At 47.5% G+C, this 23943-nt stretch carries 26 protein-coding genes; 18 read left to right on the top strand and 8 right to left on the bottom strand.

Annotated features, from left to right (window positions below; translation table 11 throughout):
* Positions 1 to 130: 130 nt before the first annotated feature.
* The 3 genes from ACLPHM_RS02605 to ACLPHM_RS02615 form a co-directional block, all read right to left on the bottom strand.
* The gene (locus ACLPHM_RS02605) at positions 131 to 622 is read right to left on the bottom strand and encodes an acyl-CoA thioesterase (RefSeq protein WP_430219716.1); all 492 of its coding nucleotides are present in this window, start codon (positions 620 to 622) and stop codon (positions 131 to 133) included.
* On the bottom strand, positions 598 to 735 hold the full coding sequence (locus tag ACLPHM_RS02610; RefSeq protein ID WP_430219717.1) for a hypothetical protein: 138 nt from the start codon (positions 733 to 735) through the stop codon (positions 598 to 600). The genes ACLPHM_RS02605 and ACLPHM_RS02610 overlap by 25 nt, the downstream gene beginning before the upstream one ends.
* Before the next feature lie 132 nt (positions 736 to 867).
* Positions 868 to 3318: a penicillin acylase family protein gene (locus ACLPHM_RS02615; protein ID WP_430219718.1), complete on the bottom strand. Its 2451-nt coding sequence runs from the start codon at positions 3316 to 3318 to the stop codon at positions 868 to 870.
* A 207-nt stretch (positions 3319 to 3525) separates the two neighbouring features.
* Here ACLPHM_RS02615 and ACLPHM_RS02620 point away from each other — a divergent pair, with 207 nt between their 5' ends.
* Both ACLPHM_RS02620 and ACLPHM_RS02625 read left to right on the top strand, forming a co-directional pair.
* Positions 3526 to 4008, top strand: coding sequence for an OsmC family protein (locus ACLPHM_RS02620; protein WP_430219719.1), 483 nt, complete (start codon positions 3526 to 3528; stop codon positions 4006 to 4008).
* Between the two features lie 84 nt (positions 4009 to 4092).
* Positions 4093 to 4707 (top strand): tRNA-uridine aminocarboxypropyltransferase, encoded by a 615-nt coding sequence (locus ACLPHM_RS02625; RefSeq protein WP_430219720.1) that lies wholly within the window; start codon positions 4093 to 4095, stop codon positions 4705 to 4707.
* A 57-nt stretch (positions 4708 to 4764) separates the two neighbouring features.
* Here the strand turns inward: ACLPHM_RS02625 and ACLPHM_RS02630 are convergent, their stop codons facing one another.
* The 3 genes from ACLPHM_RS02630 to ACLPHM_RS02640 form a co-directional block, all read right to left on the bottom strand.
* Entirely contained in the window at positions 4765 to 6303 is a 1539-nt protein-coding gene (locus ACLPHM_RS02630; protein WP_430219721.1) for a TerC family protein, read from the bottom strand.
* 97 nt (positions 6304 to 6400) lie between these two features.
* The gene (locus tag ACLPHM_RS02635; protein WP_430219722.1) at positions 6401 to 6733 is read right to left on the bottom strand and encodes a hypothetical protein; all 333 of its coding nucleotides are present in this window, start codon (positions 6731 to 6733) and stop codon (positions 6401 to 6403) included.
* 179 nt (positions 6734 to 6912) lie between these two features.
* Positions 6913 to 7863 (bottom strand): LysR family transcriptional regulator, encoded by a 951-nt coding sequence (locus ACLPHM_RS02640; protein WP_430219723.1) that lies wholly within the window; start codon positions 7861 to 7863, stop codon positions 6913 to 6915.
* Between the two features lie 238 nt (positions 7864 to 8101).
* Between ACLPHM_RS02640 and ACLPHM_RS02645 the strand changes: the two genes are divergently transcribed.
* The 8 genes from ACLPHM_RS02645 (at position 8102) to ACLPHM_RS02680 (ending at position 15687) form a co-directional block, all read left to right on the top strand.
* Positions 8102 to 8824, top strand: a complete 723-nt coding sequence (locus ACLPHM_RS02645) for a DsbA family protein (RefSeq protein WP_430219724.1) — start codon at positions 8102 to 8104, stop codon at positions 8822 to 8824.
* A 34-nt stretch (positions 8825 to 8858) separates the two neighbouring features.
* Complete coding sequence (locus tag ACLPHM_RS02650) at positions 8859 to 9161, top strand: monooxygenase (RefSeq protein WP_430219725.1); 303 nt, start codon at positions 8859 to 8861, stop codon at positions 9159 to 9161.
* A 43-nt stretch (positions 9162 to 9204) separates the two neighbouring features.
* Positions 9205 to 9732 carry a cytochrome b gene (locus ACLPHM_RS02655; protein ID WP_430219726.1) on the top strand — a complete coding sequence of 176 codons (528 nt, stop codon included), beginning with the start codon at positions 9205 to 9207 and terminating at the stop codon, positions 9730 to 9732.
* A 132-nt stretch (positions 9733 to 9864) separates the two neighbouring features.
* Complete coding sequence (locus ACLPHM_RS02660; protein WP_430219727.1) at positions 9865 to 10464, top strand: hypothetical protein; 600 nt, start codon at positions 9865 to 9867, stop codon at positions 10462 to 10464.
* Between the two features lie 177 nt (positions 10465 to 10641).
* Positions 10642 to 11271, top strand: coding sequence for a LysE family translocator (locus ACLPHM_RS02665; RefSeq protein ID WP_430219728.1), 630 nt, complete (start codon positions 10642 to 10644; stop codon positions 11269 to 11271).
* Between the two features lie 8 nt (positions 11272 to 11279).
* Positions 11280 to 11702 (top strand): DUF2946 family protein, encoded by a 423-nt coding sequence (locus ACLPHM_RS02670; protein WP_430219729.1) that lies wholly within the window; start codon positions 11280 to 11282, stop codon positions 11700 to 11702.
* Between the two features lie 225 nt (positions 11703 to 11927).
* A complete protein-coding gene (locus ACLPHM_RS02675) occupies positions 11928 to 14141 on the top strand; it encodes a TonB-dependent receptor (protein ID WP_430219730.1) in 2214 nt (737 codons plus the stop codon).
* A gap of 13 nt (positions 14142 to 14154) precedes the next feature.
* Positions 14155 to 15687: a PepSY domain-containing protein gene (locus tag ACLPHM_RS02680; RefSeq protein WP_430219731.1), complete on the top strand. Its 1533-nt coding sequence runs from the start codon at positions 14155 to 14157 to the stop codon at positions 15685 to 15687.
* A 133-nt stretch (positions 15688 to 15820) separates the two neighbouring features.
* Here ACLPHM_RS02680 and ACLPHM_RS02685 read toward each other — a convergent pair whose 3' ends face one another.
* A complete protein-coding gene (locus tag ACLPHM_RS02685; RefSeq protein WP_430219732.1) occupies positions 15821 to 16810 on the bottom strand; it encodes a glycosyltransferase in 990 nt (329 codons plus the stop codon).
* A gap of 621 nt (positions 16811 to 17431) precedes the next feature.
* Positions 17432 to 18901 carry a hypothetical protein gene (locus tag ACLPHM_RS02690; RefSeq protein ID WP_430219733.1) on the bottom strand — a complete coding sequence of 490 codons (1470 nt, stop codon included), beginning with the start codon at positions 18899 to 18901 and terminating at the stop codon, positions 17432 to 17434.
* 131 nt (positions 18902 to 19032) lie between these two features.
* Here ACLPHM_RS02690 and ACLPHM_RS02695 point away from each other — a divergent pair, with 131 nt between their 5' ends.
* From ACLPHM_RS02695 to ACLPHM_RS02730, 8 genes are all read left to right on the top strand, one after another.
* A complete protein-coding gene (locus ACLPHM_RS02695; RefSeq protein ID WP_430219734.1) occupies positions 19033 to 20187 on the top strand; it encodes a tyrosine-type recombinase/integrase in 1155 nt (384 codons plus the stop codon).
* A gap of 70 nt (positions 20188 to 20257) precedes the next feature.
* Entirely contained in the window at positions 20258 to 20566 is a 309-nt protein-coding gene (locus tag ACLPHM_RS02700; protein WP_430219735.1) for a plasmid mobilization protein, read from the top strand.
* Positions 20567 to 20602: 36 nt separating this feature from the next.
* Entirely contained in the window at positions 20603 to 20926 is a 324-nt protein-coding gene (locus tag ACLPHM_RS02705) for a hypothetical protein (protein ID WP_430219736.1), read from the top strand.
* Between the two features lie 42 nt (positions 20927 to 20968).
* Positions 20969 to 21388, top strand: coding sequence for a hypothetical protein (locus tag ACLPHM_RS02710; protein WP_430219737.1), 420 nt, complete (start codon positions 20969 to 20971; stop codon positions 21386 to 21388).
* Positions 21389 to 21514: 126 nt separating this feature from the next.
* Positions 21515 to 21739 carry a hypothetical protein gene (locus ACLPHM_RS02715; protein WP_430219738.1) on the top strand — a complete coding sequence of 75 codons (225 nt, stop codon included), beginning with the start codon at positions 21515 to 21517 and terminating at the stop codon, positions 21737 to 21739.
* A 507-nt stretch (positions 21740 to 22246) separates the two neighbouring features.
* Positions 22247 to 22903 (top strand): TrbM/KikA/MpfK family conjugal transfer protein, encoded by a 657-nt coding sequence (locus tag ACLPHM_RS02720; RefSeq protein ID WP_430219739.1) that lies wholly within the window; start codon positions 22247 to 22249, stop codon positions 22901 to 22903.
* A gap of 2 nt (positions 22904 to 22905) precedes the next feature.
* Positions 22906 to 23583 carry a lytic transglycosylase domain-containing protein gene (locus ACLPHM_RS02725; protein WP_430219740.1) on the top strand — a complete coding sequence of 226 codons (678 nt, stop codon included), beginning with the start codon at positions 22906 to 22908 and terminating at the stop codon, positions 23581 to 23583.
* Positions 23584 to 23639: 56 nt separating this feature from the next.
* Positions 23640 to 23942: a TrbC/VirB2 family protein gene (locus ACLPHM_RS02730; protein WP_430219741.1), complete on the top strand. Its 303-nt coding sequence runs from the start codon at positions 23640 to 23642 to the stop codon at positions 23940 to 23942.
* The last annotated feature ends 1 nt before the right edge of the window (position 23943 follow it).

Genomic DNA, 23943 nt, shown 5'->3' on the forward strand with positions numbered 1-23943 from the left:
TACAAGTGTAAATATACGGGAGTTTTGTGTTTTGTTTTTTGGAAACTAGACGCAACAAGCGGATTGTATAGAGTTAAGGCAAAAAAATGCCCACCTACATTTTTGGTAGGTGGGCATCTGCGTTGTCTACTTATAGAGCGGGGGAGGTTTTGGCCTGCACCTCACGCTGACGCTGTTCGAACTCACGGCGTAACTCGCGTCGTACTTGCGCTGCTAAGAAGCGGCGTTTTTCGTCATCTGTTTGAGGCTGTAGAGAAGGTACGGCAATAGGTTTGCCATTTTCAACCGCAACCATTGTGAAGAAACAGCTATTCACGTGACGTACAATGCCGCTGCGTATGTCTTCGGCAATCACCTTGATGCCTATCTCCATAGAGGACGTACCGGTGTGGTTAACACTGGCCAAGAAGGTCACCAATTCGCCCACATGAATGGGCTGTTTAAAGGTCACTTGATCCACGCTAAGTGTGACCACATAGCTCTTGGCGTAACGGCTAGCACAGGCGTAGGCCACTTGGTCCAGCAGTTTGAGAATGGTGCCACCATGCACGTTTCCGGAAAAGTTCGCTGTATCGGGTGTCATTAATACAGTCATGCTTAATTGGTGGGCGGGCAAATCCATTGTTCAGGTCCTTGTTTGGATACAAATAACGATGCCAATACATGCGTAAAGGCATCGTCTAAAGAAATCAGTAATAGGGTAAAACACGGCAAACTGGCTATTGCGTAGGCCATCGCTCGCTGCCCATTATATGCCACGGCCTGCGTGGACTGGCTTGAAATGGTCTTTATAGTCGATGAGTGATGTGAAAAATCCTCAGCTGAGCTGAGGGTTTTCATATACCGATGTTAAGTCGTGCTGAGGTGTTAGTGCTTGATGGTCAATACCGTGCTTTCTACCGTGGTGGCTTTGATGTCATCCACGGTTGAACTCACCGGTTTGCAACCAAAGTTCTGATATAAGGCGAGTTGATCCTCATAATGTGGGCTTTTTTTGCCATGCCTATCGATGAAACCGCTTTGGCCCGGAGGCATCGCATCACAAAACTCGACTTTGTCATCATAGAACACAATGCGGTTGTTCTCTGTGCCTCGGTTTTGGTAACCCGTGAAGCTGAACGTATTACCCGCTGTGGTTTGTGGGGTGCCGGTAAAGTTGCGATCGCTAAACTTATGAACTGAACTGCTCATTTTCCAGTTAGCCATATCGTCACCTTGCTCCGCTTTTAAGCGTTGATAGGTATTCTCTAGGGCTTGCTGCATGACCTCGATGGAAGGTTTTTGTTCAAAGAAGTTATGGCGTTGTGGATCGGGGTGCTGCTCTAGTTCCAGTGCGCGCAACAGTACCTTGGTCCCCATGCTGAGGTTAATAGAACCAGGGTTGGGGCCATTGGTGGTAGCAAACCCTGTATTGGTGTAGCTGGCTTGATGCGCCTCAGGCAAGACAGGTACGAGTACCAGCTTGTACATTTCCTCTAGCCAGGTTTTAAAAATCAACCGTTCAGGGCCGGCGTTAACACCGTGACCATCGTCGGTTTCCATGCCATCCCACTGCAGCAATAGCGTTGTCATGTCACGAGTGGGTGAGCTGGCTGTTTGCTTGGCAGCAACCGCCTGTAAGTGCGGCTGAAAGTAACGCCAGTTCACGTCGTGGTACGACGCTTGACGGTTAAAGTCCCAAATCTCTTGCAGTGTGAATGTGTCTTTTTGTGCGAATTGCACGTTTAACTCATTCACCCTATCACCGTAAGTCCAGTAGTACGCATCGGTGTTGGTTTTGTCGGGTGCAGGGCGGTTATTCCAGTTGCTTAGGTAGCCTTGCTGAGGGTTGTAAGCCTTAGGCGTGGCGCTAAAGTCATGTATGCCTTCCCATTCCATGCTGCCATCGCCCAAGGCTGGGATGCGCATATCTTGGTTTGCGGGGCGTTTAGGCAGAAAGCCGGGCGATACGTAGCCTATGTTGCCGTTCTTATCGGCGTAATACCAGTTGATAGAAATGGCCATCTTTTCAGCTTGGGCTAAGAAATCTTCCCAGTTTTGGGCTTTGGCAATATTGAGCCATGCCAATAAAGACTGCACCTCGTAGCCGTCCCAACTGCGTTTTTTACTGTAGGCCACATTATTTTGATTATCGACGGCCATCACAGGGCCGTGTACCGTGCGCTGCAAGGTAACGACGGTATCAGGCTGGCCCTTAACCTTAATGGTTTCTTGGCGCTCCTCTATGTCTAGGTATTCGTTGTTGTAGCGATATTGCGCTGGATTATCGGGGTTTAGTTGCTCTTGATAAATATCGACCACATCTTGTGGGCCAGCGGTTGCGCCCCAGGCGATTTGGTTGTTGGTACCAAATAGCACAATCGGGTATGCAAATGGTGTGTTACCCGAGACGTTGAAGCCCGCGCCGTGCAAGCCTATGCCATAGGTGTAGCTGGGGTTATACCAGCCGAATTGTGGGCCGTTAATCAAAACAGTGGCGTTTTCTGATACGCGGTGTGGTTGGGTAGACCAGAGGTTACTGGCTTTGGGCACAAAGTCTGGGCCGTTACCACCCCAACGTGTTGCTGTGTCTTGCAAAATGGATTGTGCTGTATCCGTGGATAGGGCTACCAATTGCTGTGGTGCGGGCTGTTGGTAGGACACGGATTTTTCAGTGTCTGATGCAGGTACGGTGGTGGGGGAGTTGGGGTCATTCACCCATAACAGCTCATTAAAAATGCGCTCAGCCTCTGTTTTACCGTGTTTGGCTTTTAGATCGTTGAGTAGACTTAACGACCCCATTTCCAGATTCACATCAGAAAAACGATTCGCCATTGAGCCTACCCAAATCATGGCTACATCAAAGGCAGAGATAGACGTGGGTGAAAAATCGAAATCCACATACTCTTTAGGCAGTAACTCGGGGTTGTTGAGCACTAAGGCTAGATACGCGTTATAACCGTCAGCATAGCCTTTGAAAATGTTGGCATCCTCTTCTGGTAAGGCGGCGAGCTGTTTATTGATAGATGCGGGGTTGAAGTTGCGGCGTACATTGATGTCGTAGTTCAGGTAGACATTGTTGTCACCAGGCCCTAATACTTCTGCCGTCGTCCCTACAAAGGATCGGCGTGCCATGTCCAATTGAAAGAGGCGATCTTGTGCGACCGCATAGCCATAGCCGTAAAACAGGCCGTAGTTACTGTCGGCAAAAACGTGAGGTACGCCGTAAGCATCCCGGTTGATTTCTACTGTTATGGGGGCCGCATGGGCGACTGAAAGTAGGGCGCTGGCCAATAAACTCAAACTAAAAGCTGTTTTTTTCAAAGCAGAGGATCGCACTGGTTGTCTCCAAGCGCTATACGGGGATAGCGGTTAATACATTACTCATTTTTGATTTATTAGAGTAGTTCTGTAATGTTTAAACTTGAAATAAGGGCTTCTCCTAGTTGTTCAACGATTGTGTGTCGCGTGGTGCTTTGTGTTTGCTGCCTTTTGGAAGCTGGATTAAGCTAGTGAATCAATCCATTACCGTGTTACGAGCACTCTATGAGCCATGCCTATTTCGCCCGCGTCCACTGGCAACGCCAGCCTGATGAAGCCTTTTCTGATAACAAGTACAGCAGATTGCATCACTGGAGCTTTGATGAGGGGGTAAGTATTCCTGCCTCGTCGTCTGTACATTCAGTACCGTTGCCGTATTCAACCCTAGCGGCAGTAGACCCCGAAGAGGCTCTGGTGGCAGCAGTCTCCAGTTGCCATATGTTGTGGTTCTTGGGCTTGGCGGCAAAGAAAAGGTGGGTAGTAGAGAGTTACGATGACAATCCGCAGGGCACGATGGGAAAGAACAGCCACGGTAAAATGGCTATCACCGAGATCGTTTTAAAACCTAAGATTGTGTTTTCGGGCAATTATCAACCTAGCGAAGATGAAATTGCTAAAAACCATGAGCAGGCCCACGAGAACTGCTATATTGCGCACTCTATTTTAGCGACCGTCACCGTGGACGGAGAGAATCATTACGCAGGCTGATAGCACCACATGCGATGTTGAGTAGGGCGTCCTAGTAGGGGCTGCGTTTCTACATTGGCTAGTAGGTCTAGTAGTAGCAAGATTATGTCTGAATCAAAAAAAGCGGCTCGCCCCATGTGTGAGCGTTGCACGCGACCCGTAACCCATTGTTTGTGTGCACATATTAGCGTGGTGCCTAATCGCATTCGCGTGCTGGTGTTGCAGCACCCTGATGAGCAAAAGCACCCATTAAATACCGCGCGTCTGGCGGTGTTGGGCTTAGAGCAGGCCGAGTTGCTAGTAGGAGAGCATTTTCCTCAGTTGGAAGAAAAACTTGCCGCCGTTGGCAGCGCATTTCTATTGTTCCCCGCCAAGGAGCACAGTAGAGAGCAGCCATTAGCCGCTATAGATAAAGGGCAGTCTGCATTGTTAGTTGTGCCGGATGGTACGTGGCGTAATGCACGGAAAATTATTCAGTCCAACCCGTTGCTCAGTCGTTTGCCGCATCTTAGCTTGCCTGTTGGCGAGCCGTCTTCGTATAGAGTACGTAAGGCCACAGAGACGGCTGCGGTAGCGACCATAGAGGCCATCGTTCGCACCTTGACGGTGTTAGAGCCAGAACATGATTTTCAGCCCTTACTAACCCCCTTCAACGTTTTGGTAGAGCAGCAGATTGAGGCGATGGGGGCTGAGGTGTATGCGCGCAACTATGGGCGTTAAGACCAGGCCTCGGCATTGTGATGCAGAAGCCTGATTGGTCTGTATAGCGCTAGCTGATTAGCTTGAGCGTGTCACGACTAACGTTGCAATACGTCGGTTGACGATGCTTGTAATCTCAACGTGCAAATCATCTAGCTTGGTCGTCGCGCCAACCTCGGGTAACGTGCCAAATACATCTAACAAGAGTCCGGCTATGGAGCTAAAGCCATTGGCACTAGAGAGTAACGTGTCACTTTCTAGCGTTTGAGCGAGGTAATGTAAGTCGGTGGTACCGTCTACACGCCATGTGTTTGGTGCTATACGTTCAATAGTGGGGTGTTCGTCCTCATCAGGGAACTCACCGGCAATGGCTTCCAATATATCGATAGGGGTCAGTAGGCCTTGAATGGTGCCGTACTCGTCGGTGACCAGAACTAGCTGACCACGTGACTTTTTGAGTACATCCATGGCTTGCAAGACGCCTGTAGAGTCGTGAACAACAATAGGTTCACGCAAAGAAGGCAACTTCTGCAAGTCGGCTCCATCAAGCATGTCGGCCATGAGGTCTTTGGCTCGCGCCACGCCCAAGGTGTTATCCAATTGCTCTCTACATACCGGGAAGAAGCTATGCGGCGTTTCACGTAAGTGTTGCTGTATCACGGAGGGCGGGTCATCCAAGTTGACCCACGATATCTCGGCACGTGGGGTCATGATGGAGCGAATAGAACGAGCACCTAAGGTGAGAACGCCGCTCACCATGTTGCGTTCTTCTGGGCCAAAAGCTGCTTGCTCAGTGCTTTGCTCGTCGTGGGCCTCATTGTCTGTGTTTTCAGCCTGTTTGCGGTCACCCAACAAGCGTAAAACGGCGTCAGCAGTACGATCGCGCAACGGCAAACGCGCATCGTTTTTAAGGGAACTACGACGGGCCCATTGGTTGAAGAACTCAATCACAATAGAGAAGCCGATGGCGGCGTATAAATAGCCTTTAGGGATTTTGAAGCCTAAGCCTTCCGCTGTTAGCGTTAAGCCTATCATCAAGAGGAAGCTTAAACACAGCACCACAACAGTAGGGTGCGCGCTAACAAAACGCGTTAGAGGTTTAGACGCCCACATCATCATGGCCATAGAGATCACCACGGCAGCCATCATGACAGGCAGTTCATCCACCATACCAATGGCAGTGATAACCGCGTCTAACGAGAATACGGCATCCAACACAATGATTTGTGCCACAACCACGGCAAAGCTGGCGTAGGTTTTAGAGCGACTTTCTTGATGTGGTGTGCCTTCTAAGCGTTCGTGCAGCTCAGACGTGGCTTTAAGTAATAGGAAAAGACCACCTAAGAGCAGAATTAAGTCGCGTCCTGAGAATGAATAGGATGCAATAGAGAAGAGGGGTGTTGTGAGTGTTACTAACCATGAGACGATGGTGAGTAAGCCCAAGCGCATCACCAAGGCGAGCGATAAGCCTATTAAGCGTGCTCTATCACGTTGGTGCGGGGGGAGTTTATCAGCCAAGATGGCGATAAAAATAAGGTTATCAATACCAAGTACGATTTCCAGTACAACCAGAGTCAGCAGACCCACCCATATATTGGGGTCTAAAAGCCATTCCATATGACGCCTACAGAATTAAGTAAAACGTGATGCAGTACCATCGCCTGAAAAGGGATGGGCAAAACCTACAACGCATGTGGTGTGCGTGTTGATCAGGTTAAATGCGGGGCGGTTTTCGTCGTGGTGGGTACGCTAACGGAGAGGTTTGAGCACTATAGCTAGGCCATTGCTCAAACAATAATGGAGAGTGTACGTACAGCTCTGCACTGTTCACTGAGTCACTAAGGTCGGCATGCACAGCTTGTTGTCCCTGAGGTTTGTCTGGGAAAAACGAGGTGCTTTTGAAGATGCTTTTGTCAGTGCTGGTTGCCGTTTCAGCGACCTCCGTGGTCGCGGCGGTATGGGGTACCGTAGGTAAGTCTGCTAAAGACTCAGCTAATACTTGAATGGGCAGGACGAACAGTAAAAAGAGGACGATAAATCGTCGCATATGGGCAGAGAAAAGTTTTTAGACGCTCAGTATAACGTACGAAATAACGGTTTTTATTTTTTATGCTGTAGGGAAGATTCTGTGTAGAAGGGGGCATATCATAAAACCCCAACTGTAGACCGAGAGTTAGTAAGGACGTAGGCCTATAGCTAAAGGTGGCGTAGGGTAGCAGAAACTGCTTACGTTGAAGCGTGCTTGGATAGCGCCTTGGTTAATTCGGATGGCGACATGGGAATGGTAGGGTTGCCTTGAATAAGCTCCCGTGCCCACTCCACAAAGCAGCGCACACGTTTGGAAAGGTGCTTGTTGGTGGGGTACAGGATATGTATAGGGCGGGCTTTGAAACTCCAGAGTGGCAATACCGGTATTAGAGCCCCTGTTTGTATAAAAGTTCTGACGGCAAAGGGCGACCCCGGACAGATGCCCGCACCGGAGATACACGATGTCATCGCAATGTCGGGATCATCAAACTGTAGCCCCTCATTGTGGGGGACATTACACACGTCTGTGTTCGAATAGAGCTCCCAGGCCAAAGGGTGGCGTTGGCCCGCAAACCAAGATAGTCGCTGATGTGCGTACAGTTCTCGTGGGTGTTTGGGTATGCCTGCTTTGTTAAGGTATTCAGGCGCGGCGTACAGCCCAAACTGTACATCGGCAAGGTGTAGAGCGATTTGGCTGGAGTCCTCTAACGGGCCACCTCTGAAAGCGCAATCTATACCGTCTTCTAGTAAATGGCTGACACGGTCGCTGGCACCTAGCTGTATGGCAATGTCTGGGTAGCGTGTTTGAAACTCGTGCAAGTGCGGGGCGATAATCCAGCGAGCAACAGACACTAAAGCCTCTACACGCAGTTTCCCTTTAGGCTCGGTGTTGGCGCCGGTAAGTGTGCTTTCTAACGCCTCAATATCGTGCAGTATTTCTTGGCATTTGGTGTAGTAGGCTTTACCATCCTCGGTGAGTTTTAAGGATCGTGTGGTGCGATGCAGTAGCCGTACATGCAAATGGCGCTCTAAGTCAGATACCCGCTGTGATACGCGTGCTTTAGGCAGGGCGAGTAGTTCGGCTGCTCTAGTGAAGCTGCCCGTTTCTACAACCAGAGCAAAGGCCTCCATGGCGGCAAGTTTATCCATATATCATTGGTAATGAATAGTGAACAATATATGTATTTAAGCACATTCTCGTGCTTGTTTAGTGAACGACTATGCGCAAGATATTGTTCTGTAAGTCATGGTTTATATAAGTAATAAGAGGATGCCGAGTATTTTCATTGTTCAGCATTATTGAACAATGAAATCATAATAAACCCCTTACTGAGTGTGTGCTGGCTGCGTAAACTGTACAGAGCTAACCCAGAAGGAGTCTGTACAAATGATGAATTGTGATCCCGTTACCGGTGCGTGTATATTGCCTGAGTCAGATACGGCCACTCGCACAACGCCTGCATTACGTCAGGGGCCATCTGTGCATTATGTGGGCGATCCTATGTGTTCCTGGTGCTGGGGTATTTCACCCACCGTTAATGCATTAGCCGACTTTTGTGCAGGGGAAGGCATAGCGTTTACGCTCACTATGGGTGGCTTGCGGGCAGGCGGTGGAGATCCCTGGAGCCCACAATTTAAAGATTTCCTGCGTAATGAGTGGCAGCACATTGCTCAAGTCACTGGCCAGCCTTTTGGTTTTACGCTCTTAGAGACACCACACTTTAACTACGATACCGAGCCCGCATGCCGCGCCGTATCGACCGTAAAGTTACTTCAAGCTAAACATAGCTTGCCTGAGGTGGTAGTACAACAGTTCTTCTCCGCTGTGCAGCAGAAATTTTATGTAGAAGGGCAAGACACCACAAAGGTGGATTTCTACGCTGAACTTTGCACGCGTTTAGGGTTGGATGTGACCGAGTTCAATGCGTTATTTGACTCACCCGAAGCCAAGCAGGCCGTACATCAGGAGTTTGTACGTTGCCGACAATGGGGGGTACGTTCTTTTCCTACGATTTTGTTGGAGCGTAATGGTGAGGTGTCAGCGCTAGCAGTAGGCATGGTAACAACAGAGCAGCTTCTTACGGCTCTTAAAGAAGCCATCGCTGCCTAAGTATAGCGATCGTTACTACCACAAGGAGCACACAATGCATTATGTACTTCAAGTTGATTTTCCTTACGCCGGTCCATGGGGAGCAGAGATGGTTCCTGCGATGGAAAGCTTAGCGCAATCTATCGCCAAAGAGTCTGGCCTGATTTGGAAAATATGGACAGAGAACGCCGCTGAGAATGAAGCCGGGGGGATCTACCTGTTTGCCGATAAAGCCAATGCAGAGCGTTACCTAGCATTGCATTCGGATCGCTTAAAGCAAGCTGGTATCCCTTATGTGAATGCCAAGATTTTTGCGGTGAACGAAGCGCTTTCTCATATAGATGGTTGGAGCGCCTAAGCGTAGCAAACTACGTCACAACACAATCACGATGGAGTATAAGATGCAGGACAATCACGAGCGTTATGGTTTGGTTTCTAGGGTATTGCATTGGGGGATGGGTGCCATCTTCCTATGGCAGTTCGTAGGGATGGGGCTATTAATTATCCTAGGAGAAACGCCGCTCACGTATTTTTTTCTGGGTACACACGGGCCGTTAGGCGCGGTGCTGTTTGTCTTGATAATGCTGCGTTTGGGATGGTTGGGGCGTAATGCGCGTAGTCGCCCCCAACCCGCTGACACCTGTAATGGCAAGTTGGCCAGTCTAGGGCACAAGTTGTTGTATGCGTTGATGCTCATTGTGCCGCTACTGGCATTATTACGTAGCTATGGTTCTGGTCGTGCATTCGCACCATTTGGGATTTCACTCTGGGAAGCCAGTGAGCCGAAAATTAGCTGGATGATTTCAGTGGGTAATGCCGCACATGGTGTCTTGGCTTGGTTGTTGCTGGCCTTGATTGTCGGTCATGTAGGCGCTGCCATCTCGCATAAAGCCATCAAGCGTGATCAGGTATGGAGCCGTATGGTGTAAGCACCTACGCAGTGGGGGAGTATAGAACGCTAGTCATCATTTGATTGCAGAGGTGTTTGCTGAAGATTTACACTTGCATGCGTTACGAAACTAAATAGTTTGACGATGATTGGTCAACAGAGTGGGAATGGCATGAAAGTAAAAGCAGTAAACAGTTCTGTAATCGCATTATCCGCCGCCGTATGTTTGTCGATGGCGGGGGCTACGGCTCATGCCAATGGGCATTCGCTTCTGCTAGACGGTGGAGAAGAGGCATTAATCAGTACTATAGATAGCTTCCACGTTAAAGTGTCGGAGCAAGTTGCAGATGGGTGTTTGTCTAATACTGCTGCCTTGAAAGACACCATGGAAGCCGAGCTTAAACAAAATGGTTTCCAAATTGCTGACAGAGTAGGCTCAAGAGCAAAAGGGCTGCTTGTTAGCGCAATTGGGTATCAACTGACACCAGCTTCTCTGTGTGCAGTAAGTGTGACGGTAGCCATTGAGCTTCCACTGGTAGTGCCTGTACCGTATGCTGACAGCACTCCTTCTGGGGATACTACTCTGATTGTATATAAATACGATGTGCGACAAGAGCTGTTAACAGGCCCTAAGAGCGATATGCAAAAACGCGTTGAAGGTGCGATGCAAGCAGCAGCAAACACGGTAGTCGCCGATATATCACACGCTAGAAGCAGTATTTTCACGAAATTCCCCGAGATTAAGCAGGAATTTGAGAACCAATCCCGATAACACGGTTTGTTCTCAGCTCGTTAGTAAACCGCCTTAGGGCGGTTTTTTGTTGAACGCGGTAAGCCTCAACCGCTTCAACGCATGAGCAGTCGGTGAAAGGTGCATCGTTACAGTGCTATTTTGGTGATATGCTCGGAATCCAACGACTCTGCCTAGCGATAACCAAAGGTTCATATTATGGAACACCTACAGCAGCTTTTGATGGTTTACATGGCCTATGTGATTGCAACAGCAAGTCCAGGGCCCAGTAATATGGCCATCATGGGAATGGCGATGAGCCAAGGCCGAGGCTCTGCCTTGCTGTTGGCGTTCGGTGTAATCACTGGTAGTTTGTTTTGGGCTGTGATGGCGGCTACAGGGATTTCAGCAATACTTGCTACCTATGCTAATGCACTATTCGTCATCAAAATAGCGGGTGGTCTGTACCTGCTGTATTTGGCTTACAAAGCAGCCAAGTCTGCACTCAGCGCCAAAATACCTTCCTCAGTAGTGGCCCGCTTACCTGCCCATAAGTGGCAAATTTATAGGCGTGGTCTTTTGCTGCATCTGACCAATCCCAAAGCGGTCTTGGCATGGATAGCAATTATGTCTCTAGGACTTAGACCGGACTCTTCCACTACTACGTTGCTGGCAATAGTCTTTGGTTGCGTGATGTTAAGTGTTGTGGTGTTTGGAGGGTATGCCATTGTGTTTTCTACAGCACCTATGATCCGTTCGTATTTAAAAGCACGCCGCTGGATTGAGGGTGTGCTGGCGATAGCATTTGGTTATGCTGGTATACGGCTGTTGTTATCTAAAGCTATATAATTGCCAGCATGTTTTTCCTTCCACGTATCTCGCAAAACCTAAGTTGGGCCATACAACGCTCGTTGCTGTGGCTGCTTTTGCTTGCGATAGTGATACGGGGGTTGGTGCCTGCAGGCTATATGCCCGATGCGGCGGCTGCCCAGAATGGGCAGTTGGCGCTGACGTTTTGTACGGCTGATGGCGCAGTAAGTACACTGCGTTTTGCCCCAGAGTCGGGTCATGATGACTCGTCTTCGGCTAGTGGCGATATGGACTGTGTCTTTGGTGTGTTGTCGCTGCAAGCGACGATGACGCCACCAGAAGGCATAGAACAGCCTAGGCCAGTACTACGACAATCACCGTTATTGATACGTACCGATCAGGTACATGTCCCCAGTTTTGTTACTCAGGGCCCACCGCTAGGCCCTAGAGCCCCGCCTGTTGTGAGCTAACGCTGCGCATTTCGCCCAGCCTACGTTTTCATGCATGCAGGCGCTGTTGATCAGCGTTGATGCACTACTAATACGAATGAAAGCGTAGCGTTTAGTCGTGATGTATCCATGTTTATGCTTGGGTTGCTGCATCTTGTAGGGCAGGCAGCCTGCGTAGACGTGGTTATGTCTTGTGTTTCACATTGGAGAACACCCGCAGCGGTGTATCCAGTCGTTGGCTACAACATGCAAAAATATATTCATCAGATTGGCACGGCAGCGGTGCTGGCTTCGTGCCCTGTAGCAGTTGCTTATGCGACTACTTCAGACCCTATCCCTCGCGTTGATGAACGCGTACAAACATCCACATTAACCCCCATTCAGGTGCGTGGCTTACAGACAAGTGTCGTCAATGGGCCGGTGAACTTTGAAGCGGTAACGTCTACGGCTAGCCGTTTAGGGCTCAAAATTAGCGAAACGCCTGCCACGGTAACGGTCATTGATCGAGCAACCATTGAACAGCGTGCCGCAGACAATACACAGGAAATGCTAAGGGGCGTGCCAGGCATGAGTGCCTCGTCTCCTCCCGGTGCGATCAATGTTAGCTATAGAGGCTTTACCTCGGGCCAAGTGGCCGTTTTGTATAACGGCATTAATCTTCAAGACACGGGCCAAGCAACGCGCCCCGTAGACAGTTGGATCTATGACAGAGTAGAGGTCATAGGTGGGCCATCAGGCTTTCTATCTGGGGCAGGTGCGGTAGGCGGCACGATTAATTACATCAGTAAGTTGGCGCAGCGGGACGAGTTTTACGATGCTCAAGTACGTATAGGGTCTAACGATTTACGTAGTGTAGGCATAGGGCTTAATAGACAACTTAGTGGGCAGGATGGTGGCCCCGCGCATTATGTGCGTATTGATGCATTGCATAGAGATGGTGATGGTTGGGTGGAGCGTAACTCGTCACGTACCAATCAAATGGCACTATCGCTACTGTCTGACTTCACACCTAGCTTGTCGCATACCTTGGCTTACGAGTATCAGACAGAAGTAGAGCGCAGCCCCTATTTTGGTACCCCGGTGTTGAACCCCAAAGAAGGCGAGCTCAAAATTGACTCAAAGACGCTTAAGAAAAACTACAACAGTAGAGATGCTCGTTATGAGCAGCGCGTGCAGTGGCTGCGATCTATTGTGGACTACAAGATTGCTGACAGTTGGCAATTTAAAAATACGGCGTACTGGTATGACACACGGCGTGATTTCCGTAACGTAGAAAACTATAACTACACGGCTGATAACAGCGCAGTGATGCGTAGTGGCCCCTATCTACAGCGCCACGATCATAGACTGTACGGCAATAGAATGGAACTGACTCATCAGGGGAATATTGCAGGTCTGAGCAGTGATTGGGCATTTGCACTAGATACCAACGTGAGTTATCGCACTAACTCGCCTTATGGTGGAACGTATCTGAGTGTGGTGGACCCGTACGATTTCGAGGTAGAGGATTTTTTCGACATCCCCGGGATGGTTGATAACCTCCAAAAAGACAGGCGTACCCGATTGCGTACCTTGGCCGTGTCTGCAGAAAACCGCACCGAACTCTCTAGCACGTTGCAGCTCATCACAGCCTTACGTTATGAACGTTTAAAGCTGGATTTGACGAATTACCGTACCCCTAGTGCCACAAACCCAGCCCACTTTGGGCGCAATTACTCGGCTACGACGGGAAGGCTAGGTCTGGTGTGGGATCCTGCTCCAGGGGTGAATCTGTACGCGCAGTATGCAACATCGGCCGATGCACCGGCAGGCAGCTTAGTTAGCAGCAGCTATGCCAACCTGAACAATAACGACAAACTCAGTACGGGTAGGCAGTTTGAAGTAGGTGGACGATTTAACTTTTGGGACGATAAATTAACGGTTGGTGTAGCGGCGTATGACATACAACGCAAAAACGTGGCAACGCCTGATCCCCAAGATCCTCGTACTACCGTACAAGCGGGTAAACAGTCGGCGCGAGGTGTAGAGCTATCTGTGGGCCTACAGCCCATCCATACCGTGAGACTGCATGCGAATCTGGCTTATGTGGATGCCGAGTACAAAAGCTTTTCTCAAAAGATAGGCAATGACACAGTTTCTATGGCGGGCAAGAGACCTGTCAACGTGCCTAATCTAGTGGCCAATCTATGGGTGGATTATGATTTCCTCCCGCAATGGACAGCCAGTGCAGCGGTGCGACATGTTAGTAGGATGTACGGCGATGTCGCAAACACTTATTACGTACCTGCTTACACCTTATTAGACCTAGGCGTGTCGTATAAGTTGAGCTCTAACCTGACATTATCAGGGCGCGTGCGTAATGTAACTAATGAGACTTATGCGGTAGGCACCAACAGTATTTCCTACTATTACGCTGGTGCTCCTCGTACGTACGAGTTGACACTACGTGCGGCATTCTAGGTAGGGGGCGAGAATGCTACTGCTACGTAATCCCAAAAGTTTTGTGTATTGGTTACATCGGTGGAGCGGGGTGGCAGTGGCCATCCTCATGGTGCTTTGGTTTTTTAGCGGCATTGTGATGCTGTTTGTGGGGTATCCCAAGCTCTACCCGTGGGAGCATATAGCGCGGGTAGGGCCTTTGCAGCAAGCATCCTGTTGTGTGCCCTTGCAAACAGCGTTAGAGGCCGTGCCGTCTGCCGATGGCGTGGTGAACAGTGTACGTGTGGTGGCGGTAGGAGGAAAGCCGCAATACCACATCGTACAAGGGCGCAACGTTCACGCCGTAGATGCTCAAACAGGTGTGCTCTTAGCCCCTATCACTGCGCAAAACGCTGTAGATTCAGTCACGCATTATTTACAGGGTAGTGCAACCTACGAGGGCTTGGTTGAGGCTGATATGTGGACACGCTCAGGTGTGCTGCAACCACACAGGCCGTTACATAAAGTGCGAGCAAACGACGAGGCGGATACGATTGTCTACGTCTCATCACGCACAGGGGAAGTGGTGTTGCTTGCAGACGCACACACGCGTAACTGGAACTACGTAGGGGCATGGCTACATTGGTTATATATGTTTAGAGGGCCCACACCAGACCCCATATGGCATTGGTTAATCGTAGTGCTGTCAGCGGTGGCTGTAGTTAGCACTATAGCGGGTACAGTAGTAGGGATATGGCGCTGGCGTTTTCGTAAACCTTACCGTTCAGGGGCGAGAACGCCGTACCCATCCAGAGCCATGCGGTGGCACCATATTTCGGGTTTGTTGTTTTGCGCTATAACGTTAGCGTGGATACTTAGTGGGTTGCTCTCTATGAACCCGTTTGGTGTGTTTTCACCTAACCAAATAGCCAATAAAGCCGCCTATCAAGGTAAAGCCTTGAGTGCAACCTGGTTTGATAAATCCGCCAATGATTTCATAGCTGCCATGCCGGCAGGTAGTCTGCGAGAAATACAGTGGACACTGATAGATGGCTATCCGTATCTGGTTGGGCGCAACGCAGATAACCAAACCGCAGTGATGCCTGCCGTAGGAGATGGGCCAACTACTATCCTGCAGCACATGGACGAGCATCAATTGGTGGCGGCGGCTAAACATTTATTTGATTTCCCCATCGAGTCTGTTCAGCGCCTAGAGCAGTACGACACCTACTACTACACCAGAGCGCCACAAGCCATGCGTGGCGCACGAGAAAAACCACTCCCCATTTTGCGTATTCAGTTTGCGGATCCAGATAACAACTGGGTGCACATAGACCCTCGCACAGGCGAGATAGAAAGCATTATGGACAACCACCAGCGATCAGAAAGGTGGTGGTTTGAGCTGTTGCATAGCTGGGATCTACCGGCAATGCTGCGGGCGGAAACACTGCGTAATGTGGTGCTGATTCTGCTGAGTGTGGGTGGGCTATTAGGTAGTGCAACGGGTGTGGTGATTGGGTACAGGCGTATACGTACTACGGTGATAGCGAAAAGGACTGCGAGGGCTAGGAGGAGGAAGCAGCTGTAAAGTGCGTGCAGATCTTGGTTACTGTGCTATCAGACATAGAAAAGGACGTAATGCAGCAAAAGCTATAAGTCCTTTGCTATGATGCGCAGTGACACAGGTAGGCAGTAGTGAGCAGTTCTACAAATAGGGGCTATCAATACCGACGTAGCGCGTAAAAATAGCAGACCAAGAAGCAGCGAAAAGTTAACCAAAAGGCACTGATTTCTGAACGTTCTTTCAAGATTATCGAGGGTAGGCCTAAAGCTATAAATTTTTTTGCCAGTTCTTTTCTTATCTTGTGAGCTGTTAATTTTTTTCTTATCAGAGCAAAGAAATGGCCACACTCACGGTTGGCCTGCAAAAGTAGTGATTTACGAAGTTTTATATCATCGGTCTCTAGAGATTTTTTGGCCAATGCCCGAATTATTTCTATATAACTATTTGCTCTTCTATAGATTGATTGTACTGATGTGGAACCAGTAATAGAGCTTTGGTTTTGTCTATATCCGTAAAAAGGCTCTTGAACAAAACCTATTTTTGAGACTTGTAATGCCAAGTTTGTAGTCCATAGAATGTCTTCATGAACCATTCCTTCAATAAATTGAAGATTTTTGCTTAGAATAACATCTCGTTTAATGAGCTGTAGCCAGGCAAAGTGAGGCCATTCTTTTAGCTCTACTGAGCGGATAATCCATTGCTTCCCGTCAAGGGTATCTCCCCAAGGTTGTTTTGTGAGCAGTGGGTTTCTTACACTCTCTTCTGGATTGTTGGTGAATCTAAACCCGTTGCCGATAATTACATCCACCTCCTGTTCTTTTGCTTGGGCTAGCAGTCTCTGTAGTGAGTCTGGTGTTATCCAGTCGTCAGAGTCTATAAAGCAAATCCATGTGCCTACTGCATGTTTGATGCCTGTGTTGCGGGCGCTAGATAGGCCACCATTTTCTTTATTAATTATTCTGAATCTAGAATCAGCATGGCAGGCTTCTACTACTATGGCCTCGCTTGAGTCCGTAGAGCCATCATTCACAAAAATAAACTCAAAATTTGGATTGGTTTGCTTAGTTAATGAGTTGATTAAGTCCGGAAGGTATTTTTCTACATTGTAGACGGGTATAACTACACTAATTTCAACGTTTTTGATCATGGCTTTTCCTAGAGTGCAGGGATAGTAACACATGCAATCCAGATGCTTCCTAGGGGGGCTTTTTCTGAAAAAACTCTTGCTCAAAATGAGGGAGTTTGAGGCAACTATCCATTGTCTCCATGCAAAGAGACTTGCTGCGCATAGTAGTAACGTGGTCGTATGTGCAGCATCAGAAATCAACAACAAGTGTTGGAGTTGGTTCCTCGTGAGTATAGAACTCAGGCGGTCTATTCACGTGATCGATAACGGCACAGCAATGCGTAGGAGGAGGAAGGATTCTGCGTGTCGCAAGGCTAGGGCAGCAGATGTGCCAGAGGAAGATCGTAGGGTTTTGCTTGGTCATACTAATGGCAGCGTGACATCGCATTACTCAGGTGCCGAGCTTGGAAAACTCGTTGAGTATGCAAATAGGATCATTGCTAACTATCAACAGACCCCCGTGTGGACCCTTTTGAAAAGAAGAGCATGATGTTAGTTGTCACGCAAAAGTCACGCACGGTAAATATAAAAGGAAAAGGGTTTATAGTCCGGTGAACTGTAAACCCTTGATTTTCCTAGAGTATTCTTGGTCGGAACGGAAGGATTTGAACCTTCGACCCCTTGCACCCCATCAAAGTGATGCTATTTATTGTCTTTCTTTGCCTCTAAAAACTCCCATAACTCTTTAATACTAAAATTCTTAGGTAAGTTAATCGTAGGGGGGCTTTCCGTGTGATTAGCGTCAAGTGTTGTTGATGCGTTATACGCTATAGCATCTATGGCTTTTTCGATGAGTGCTTTCTGTAAATCCTCAGCACCATCCTGAAGACCACGGAGTTGTTGTTTATAGCTTTCGTACGATGAGGATAGTGCTTCCTTATGTGCATACTCTTGCTGGAGCCTTTCATATTGGCTACGTCTGGTCGCCGAGAAAATGGCTAACCAAATGGCAGGTAGGATGAAAGGGGCACGAGTTAAAAGTGAGCGAAGCATTTCTTCCCACGATCGCGGCTGTATGAACTCAATGCTGGGAGGCCAAGCACTGGCGCTATCTGTTACTAGGGCAAGGCCAGTAAGAAGTACAAAACCTAAGGAGTAATAGAAGGCTCTGGTGTATTTTCTAATTGGTTCGTTAAATGTCTCTTTAAGTGTTTTGTATGCCGAGGCAAGTCCAGCACTTGTTGCACCAGGCAGAAGAGCTTCAATAGTGTCGAACATTGTCTCATGACGTGCCTTCTGATCTTTTTCGTACTCTTCAAGTTGCACAAGTCGAGTGTCTAATTCATGTTTGAGACCTTCCTGGCCAGCTGTACTGTCTGGTGAACCATAGATGCTTAGATAAAACTCTCGAAGCTTGTCGTGAACAGTAGCAGATGTTGCTGACATTGCGCTCATAGACTCATGTAGGCTTTTGATTTTCTCTTGGAAGTCTGATATTTCCTTAGCAGTGGAATCAGGAGCAGTCAATAAAGATTTATGTAGTTCTAGTACTTGAGTATGCGATTCTTTTACTTCAGAAATCATATCCTCAAAGTATTTCTTAGCGGGGTCATTGCCACCTATCCCAGAAAATACGTAAGCATCAAACTCTTTAACGCGAACTTCGATTTGCTCAATGTTCTGCTGTTGTTCCTGTGCTTTTGTGGCAGCTAACTGAAGACTTTCTTGCGTTTCTAGAGCTTTTTTCTGGAAAGATTCTATGTTGCTGGAAACTTGTGTAGAGAAAGCTTGTATAGCTTTTCCATAGGCATCGAGTGCTTGCTCAGGAACAACCATATAGGGGCGAACATAGGTTAATAAATTATCAGCATGAGTATTGGCCTGCGTTAAGTGCGAGATTTTTTTATTCGTAATATATGCCTTAGCTTGAGCCAAACAGTTGGCTGCTTGCTCTTTACTTTGATCTAGGACGGATGGAGGAGTGAGCTCTGGATCACAATTTCTCAATACTTCATCGATAAAAGCTAGCACTTTTTTTAGCCTTGCTAGCTCTTCTACCGTAGTCGTGACGGTTTTATCATCAGCTTCTAACACTACTAGTTGTTCCATAAGCTCTTTCCATACCGGCTGGAATGGGTGCTCATTGAATTTATTAATCCATCTGCTGCTCATTTACCTCCCCCTTTTTTTCCTGATTAAAGATGGCCTAATCTTAGCAGAGAGAGCTTATATCATCATAGTCAAGGATAGGTCTGGTTTTAGGAGCTACCGAAGCATAGGGTGTCTTATTAATATGGTGTTTAATGAGTAATCAGAATTTTGATATGGGATTTTTTCGAGAAACCACTGATTCAATAAAAATAGATAATTCAAAGAAAATTTACTTTTCAGATTTTTTTTATGCCTGGATAGAAAATGGTGTTTTTCGAGCAGACAATAATAATGAACTAGAGCGATTGTTCAGTAAGGATGTGTTGCCTCTTATTGGACAAGTGCGATTGCGCGAGGTTGCTTCTGAGCATTTGTTAGGTTTATTGCGAGTACAAAGAGAGCGTGGTGTAACAAGGATGTCCATAGTCACACTGAATAGTCTTCGTCAGTTGTTCAGATGGGGGATGCAACGAGAGCCTTGGTGTGCAGAGATAGGAGCAATCAATCCTGCATCACAAATAGTTCTTAAACAGTTCGTTCCTAGAAGTTATGAAAGTGTTCGTGACAGAGTTCTGTCTAACGCTGAAATTTGGGAGTTGGGTAGGATTTTCTCTAGCATTTCGGGAGACTATCACAACAGTATCTTGGATAAGAAATCACAAATTGCAGTGTGGCTTTGCTTAAGTTCTCTATGCAGAATAGGTGAGTTATTACAGGCGAGATGGGAGAATGTGAACCTCGAATCGGGTATCTGGTATTTGCCAAAGGTGACTACTAAAGGTCGTATTCAAGACCATGTGATATTCATGTCGGAATTCATTCACAGTAAATTCGTTGAACTCTTCAAACTGACGGGGAATAGCCAGTGGTGTTTTCCGTCAAGAAACAATCAAGGCCATGTGGATTTGAAAAGTATTACAAAACAAATATCAGATCGTCAGATACGTTTCAAAAATCGTACAGTACCTCGCAAGGGCAGAGTCAATAGTAATGCCCTGGTGTTAGCGGACGGGTTGCGCGGCGATTGGACTCCCCATGATTTGAGAAGGACGGGAGCGACAATGATGCAGGCTCTAGGGGTTCCACTGGAGGTTATTGACCGGTGCCAGAATCATGTCCTAGCCGGCTCTAAAGTTCGGCGGCATTATATGCATCATGATTATGCTAAAGAAAGAGCTGAGGCCTGGCAAAAGTTAGGACAGAAGATTGAGGAAATTTTGTCCATGCATGAACATCAGTTTCATGATGAGTTTTTAGGAATTAAGCATCCTCTACATAAACCGCACTGGCTACAGTGGAGGGTTTAGTATGCTTTCTTGATTTTCGAACTTAACTTACAGGAATCGAACCTGTATCGAGAGCGCCAAAGGAGGCTTCTTGTCAGAACCTTTATCAGAGCTTTTACGCCTTAGAATCACAGCATCCCAGTACCAAAACATTAACGAAGCGGCGGCATTGGCAGGACTTTCTATTTCAGAGTATGCCCGCAGAACATTGACTGCTAATAACGACATGTTAAATGAGTTACGCGCTTTGCGAATATGCGTTTCAGACTTAACTCGGACTATGCAAAGTGAAGTGGCTATCATTGAAATTCTACATTTAATGCGAGCTTCAGCATCACCAAGCAACATAAACGCAGCACATTCAAAAATGCTAGAGGAGGGGATAAAGCCTTTGGGTTGAGGCTAGAATAGAGAAAATCTATAAATCGGGGCGAATATGAAAAAAACCATACTCATTGTTTTTTTAGCAGGCATGTTTTTCATGTGGTTAGTGTTAGGAGGGTTGGAGCACGCTGCATACCATGATAATTTCATCCTGAAAATGGTTGGTCTGCTGAGCTATGTCATATTCGGCCTGTTGTTTGTTTGGCTTATCTACTTAATAGGTAAATTTGTTTTTGGTGGGCATTCAAAAAACTCTTTTGAGGAAATGCTCATGAAAAACATAATGGAAGGGAAAATAGACCCCGAGCAAGCTGAGCGCCTAAGAGATGAGAGAAAGAAAAAACGATTAAAAGATTTAGCTCTCTGGGACGATTAAATACGTTAGCCGTTCTGGCACGTTAATTTCACGGAGTAATACATGAACAAGCTCACCGCTATCGGTGCGCTGGCATTCGCCTGCGCGTCGTTTCCGGCACACGCCGATAACGCTAAAGATTTCTTGAGAGGGATTGATGTACAGGAGCTATGGTTTACAGCAGCTACAGTACTAGTTGTCTCGATGCTCATTTTTCACATAACCAGACAATTAAAGGAGAGCAACAAGCAAGAGGCACTAACTGTAAAGGCTACAGAAAAGGATATTCGTCGAAGCATTGAGAAATATCCTGAACTGAGACTCAAAATCCAAAAGCATCTAGAGGAGCGAGGTGCATTAACCAAAAATGATCTAACAGTTATGGTCGAGGAAATAGAAAATCGGAAGGCCAGTCTTGCTCAAAACCAAGAGGATGAGGATGAGAGACAAAAACAGTTGGATTTCCTCAATAAAGACCTTTAGGTCTGGCATCACCGTAGTTTTCTAGCCGTTCTGGCACGTTAATTTCACAGGGCAACACATGAACAAGTTCACCTCTATTGGTGCGCTGGCGCTTGCCTGCTCGTTGCTTTAAACAAGGAGGTGTTTATGCCTATTGCTATCATTATTGGCCTAACTTGTATGGCCGTGGTAACAGCAATCCGAGTGATCATATTCCAAACAAGTCTAGAGAGAGCCTTGTTTGCCTGTTTGCTTACAGTGTTCTTTGGGTTCTTTGCTTATCTGCTATTCACCATGTATGGCACCGCCACCGAGAATTTAATGCTGAAAGGGGCGTTAGTAGGTGACGTTGCAAACAGCCCGAAAGAATAAACTCCAACTTCATCTAGCCGTTCTGGCACGTTAATTTCACGGAATAATGGATGAACATTCTCATCACTAGCAGGACTGAAAGAGCTAAAGAGATAATCTCACTACAGGAAATTTGGAACTACGTCGAGTATTGGGTTTCAGTGCTCGCAATCCCTGCAATTATCATCTTCATTGTTTGTATAAGTTATGCAGTACTTAGCGTGTACCTTAGTGAGCACTTCAGCCGAAACTCGCGAGCACAAAAATATCTCATCCGCCGAAGCATCAGAAAATACCCTGAGCTGAGAGTCAAAATTAAGAAACATCTAGAAGAGAAAGGTGTGCTAACCAGAGGCAATATATTGAATATGGTTGACGAAATCGTAGATCGGAAGAGCCACCTCGCTCTTCAAAGGGCGAATGAGGAAAATAGGCAGAAGCAGTTAAATCTTCTCGATAAAGACCTGTAGTTCTAGCATCACCGTAGTTTTCTAGCCGTTCTGGCGCATTAATTTCACGGAGTAATACATGAACAAGCTCACCGCTATCGGTGCGCTGGCGTTCGCCTGCGCGTCGTTACCGTCGTACGCTCAATCATCAGATGTAATGACAGGCATTGATGCTCTGTCATGCAAAGCGCTTTTATGCCTCTCTAGTTCACTACGACCAGGGGAGTGTAATGAGGCTTTGAGCCACTATTTCGATATCAAGAAATACACGAAGGGTATTTTTGATCTTGAAAAGACCATTAATGCTCGGTTCAACTTCCTAGCCATTTGTCCTATGGCTGTGACACCTGAAATCACAGAGCGCAGACGTGCTATCGCTCGTGGAGCAGGCCGTTGCGATCCGGAGTTTTTGAACGCGACTTATGGCAAGACGATATATCGCTATAAAAGTAGGAACTGGGGCTTTGGCTCTAGCTACTACGACATATCGGCAATTAAAACAGTCACTATGAGTGCTTTGCCATCGTATTGCGTGGCGTATAACGATCATGCATGGACATATGACTTGTCTACCAAATATGTTGGTAATCCTCAGACAGGAGGGTACTGGGTCAAAGCAAGTGAATATGACGCTGCGCAAGCTAAGTGGAATGCAGAGCATTCCGGCATCGTAGGGTCTAGCTGGCTGTACTCGGAGGAGTACCCTCGTAGCTCATCCTCTGGCCACGAGTATTAATCATGCTGGCAGAACTTACTTTACTAGCCGCATCATGCGCACCAAACATAGCGCCCACAACGTTGGAGGCATTGGTTAAACATGAATCGACGGGCAATACGTATGCCATCGGCATCAACAAAGGCAAACGTTTAGCAGAACAACCCACTGACCTTGAGAGCGCTGTAGCGATCGTCGATCAGCTCATTAAAGATGGTACTGACTTTGATGCAGGACTAGGTCAGATCAACGTTCGGAACTGGGCGTGGTTAGGGCTGACCTCGGAAACTGTTTTTGAACCGTGTACGAACTTGCAGGCGGCACAAACAGTGCTAGCTGAATGTTATGAGCGTGCTAGTCGTAAGTTCGGAGACGAACAACAGGCGCTACGCGCTGCTTTGTCTTGCTACAACACCGGCAATTTCGATCGTGGCTTTGAAAATGGTTATGTCAATAAAGTGCTAGCACAGGCAGGTATCAAAGTGCCAGCCTTAAAACCATCTGCAACGCAAACACGTCAAACCGCGACTGAAACTACTGCCCCCAAAGGAAATGATGGTTTCACTCGTAATCGCGCAATAGATGGTTTTACCAGAAACCGCACAGACGGTTCCTTGCCACAACCTGAGTTACCAGAAGCCACAACTGAAAACTCAGATTCTTCCGCTTACGTTGTGTCGGCTGTAACGCCTACACGCTGAGCAATTTTCCTTTTCTTTCTATATTTTGCCTGTCTACGGATGGGCAGGGAGTTCTTATGTCTATCGCAATCACATCTTTCAAAACACACGCCATTAAGTTGTTCAACGCATTAGTGTTGATGCTGTTCTCTGCTGCTGTATCTGCTCAAACAGGAGGGCTTGCAAAAGGTAAGACTGCTTTAGAGTCTCTACGCGACAACTTATACATTATCTTGCCCATTGCAGCGGTGATCATCGGGATCATTATCGCCGTGCTGTATTCCGCTGAGATCATGCGTAAAGATGATGCTGTTCGTTGGGGCACTGGAGTTCTGTTAGCAGGTTCGATTGCTGAAATCGTTGTGTTGCTTTGGAAGTAAA

Source organism: Paenalcaligenes sp. Me131, from assembly GCF_050487225.1.
GTDB lineage: Bacteria > Pseudomonadota > Gammaproteobacteria > Burkholderiales > Burkholderiaceae_B > Paenalcaligenes.

Excerpts from the sequence above, each read along its gene's own strand:
- ACLPHM_RS02675 (WP_430219730.1), top strand. The coding sequence starts at position 11,928 with ATGCAAAAATATATTCATCAGATTGGCACGGCAGCGGTGCTGGCTTCG.
- ACLPHM_RS02680 (WP_430219731.1), top strand. The coding sequence starts at position 14,155 with ATGCTACTGCTACGTAATCCCAAAAGTTTTGTGTATTGGTTACATCGG.
- ACLPHM_RS02730 (WP_430219741.1), top strand. The coding sequence starts at position 23,640 with ATGTCTATCGCAATCACATCTTTCAAAACACACGCCATTAAGTTGTTC.
- ACLPHM_RS02645 (WP_430219724.1), top strand. The coding sequence starts at position 8,102 with ATGATGAATTGTGATCCCGTTACCGGTGCGTGTATATTGCCTGAGTCA.
- ACLPHM_RS02635 (WP_430219722.1), bottom strand. The coding sequence starts at position 6,733 with ATGCGACGATTTATCGTCCTCTTTTTACTGTTCGTCCTGCCCATTCAA.
- ACLPHM_RS02690 (WP_430219733.1), bottom strand. The coding sequence starts at position 18,901 with ATGAGCAGCAGATGGATTAATAAATTCAATGAGCACCCATTCCAGCCG.
- ACLPHM_RS02715 (WP_430219738.1), top strand. The coding sequence starts at position 21,515 with ATGCCTATTGCTATCATTATTGGCCTAACTTGTATGGCCGTGGTAACA.
- ACLPHM_RS02605 (WP_430219716.1), bottom strand. The coding sequence starts at position 622 with ATGGATTTGCCCGCCCACCAATTAAGCATGACTGTATTAATGACACCC.
- ACLPHM_RS02720 (WP_430219739.1), top strand. The coding sequence starts at position 22,247 with ATGAACAAGCTCACCGCTATCGGTGCGCTGGCGTTCGCCTGCGCGTCG.
- ACLPHM_RS02610 (WP_430219717.1), bottom strand. The coding sequence starts at position 735 with ATGGCCTACGCAATAGCCAGTTTGCCGTGTTTTACCCTATTACTGATT.
- ACLPHM_RS02640 (WP_430219723.1), bottom strand. The coding sequence starts at position 7,863 with ATGGATAAACTTGCCGCCATGGAGGCCTTTGCTCTGGTTGTAGAAACG.
- ACLPHM_RS02685 (WP_430219732.1), bottom strand. The coding sequence starts at position 16,810 with ATGATCAAAAACGTTGAAATTAGTGTAGTTATACCCGTCTACAATGTA.
- ACLPHM_RS02710 (WP_430219737.1), top strand. The coding sequence starts at position 20,969 with ATGAACAAGCTCACCGCTATCGGTGCGCTGGCATTCGCCTGCGCGTCG.
- ACLPHM_RS02660 (WP_430219727.1), top strand. The coding sequence starts at position 9,865 with ATGAAAGTAAAAGCAGTAAACAGTTCTGTAATCGCATTATCCGCCGCC.
- ACLPHM_RS02705 (WP_430219736.1), top strand. The coding sequence starts at position 20,603 with ATGAAAAAAACCATACTCATTGTTTTTTTAGCAGGCATGTTTTTCATG.
- ACLPHM_RS02665 (WP_430219728.1), top strand. The coding sequence starts at position 10,642 with ATGGAACACCTACAGCAGCTTTTGATGGTTTACATGGCCTATGTGATT.
- ACLPHM_RS02630 (WP_430219721.1), bottom strand. The coding sequence starts at position 6,303 with ATGGAATGGCTTTTAGACCCCAATATATGGGTGGGTCTGCTGACTCTG.
- ACLPHM_RS02620 (WP_430219719.1), top strand. The coding sequence starts at position 3,526 with ATGAGCCATGCCTATTTCGCCCGCGTCCACTGGCAACGCCAGCCTGAT.
- ACLPHM_RS02625 (WP_430219720.1), top strand. The coding sequence starts at position 4,093 with ATGTCTGAATCAAAAAAAGCGGCTCGCCCCATGTGTGAGCGTTGCACG.
- ACLPHM_RS02670 (WP_430219729.1), top strand. The coding sequence starts at position 11,280 with ATGTTTTTCCTTCCACGTATCTCGCAAAACCTAAGTTGGGCCATACAA.
- ACLPHM_RS02695 (WP_430219734.1), top strand. The coding sequence starts at position 19,033 with ATGAGTAATCAGAATTTTGATATGGGATTTTTTCGAGAAACCACTGAT.
- ACLPHM_RS02650 (WP_430219725.1), top strand. The coding sequence starts at position 8,859 with ATGCATTATGTACTTCAAGTTGATTTTCCTTACGCCGGTCCATGGGGA.
- ACLPHM_RS02725 (WP_430219740.1), top strand. The coding sequence starts at position 22,906 with ATGCTGGCAGAACTTACTTTACTAGCCGCATCATGCGCACCAAACATA.
- ACLPHM_RS02655 (WP_430219726.1), top strand. The coding sequence starts at position 9,205 with ATGCAGGACAATCACGAGCGTTATGGTTTGGTTTCTAGGGTATTGCAT.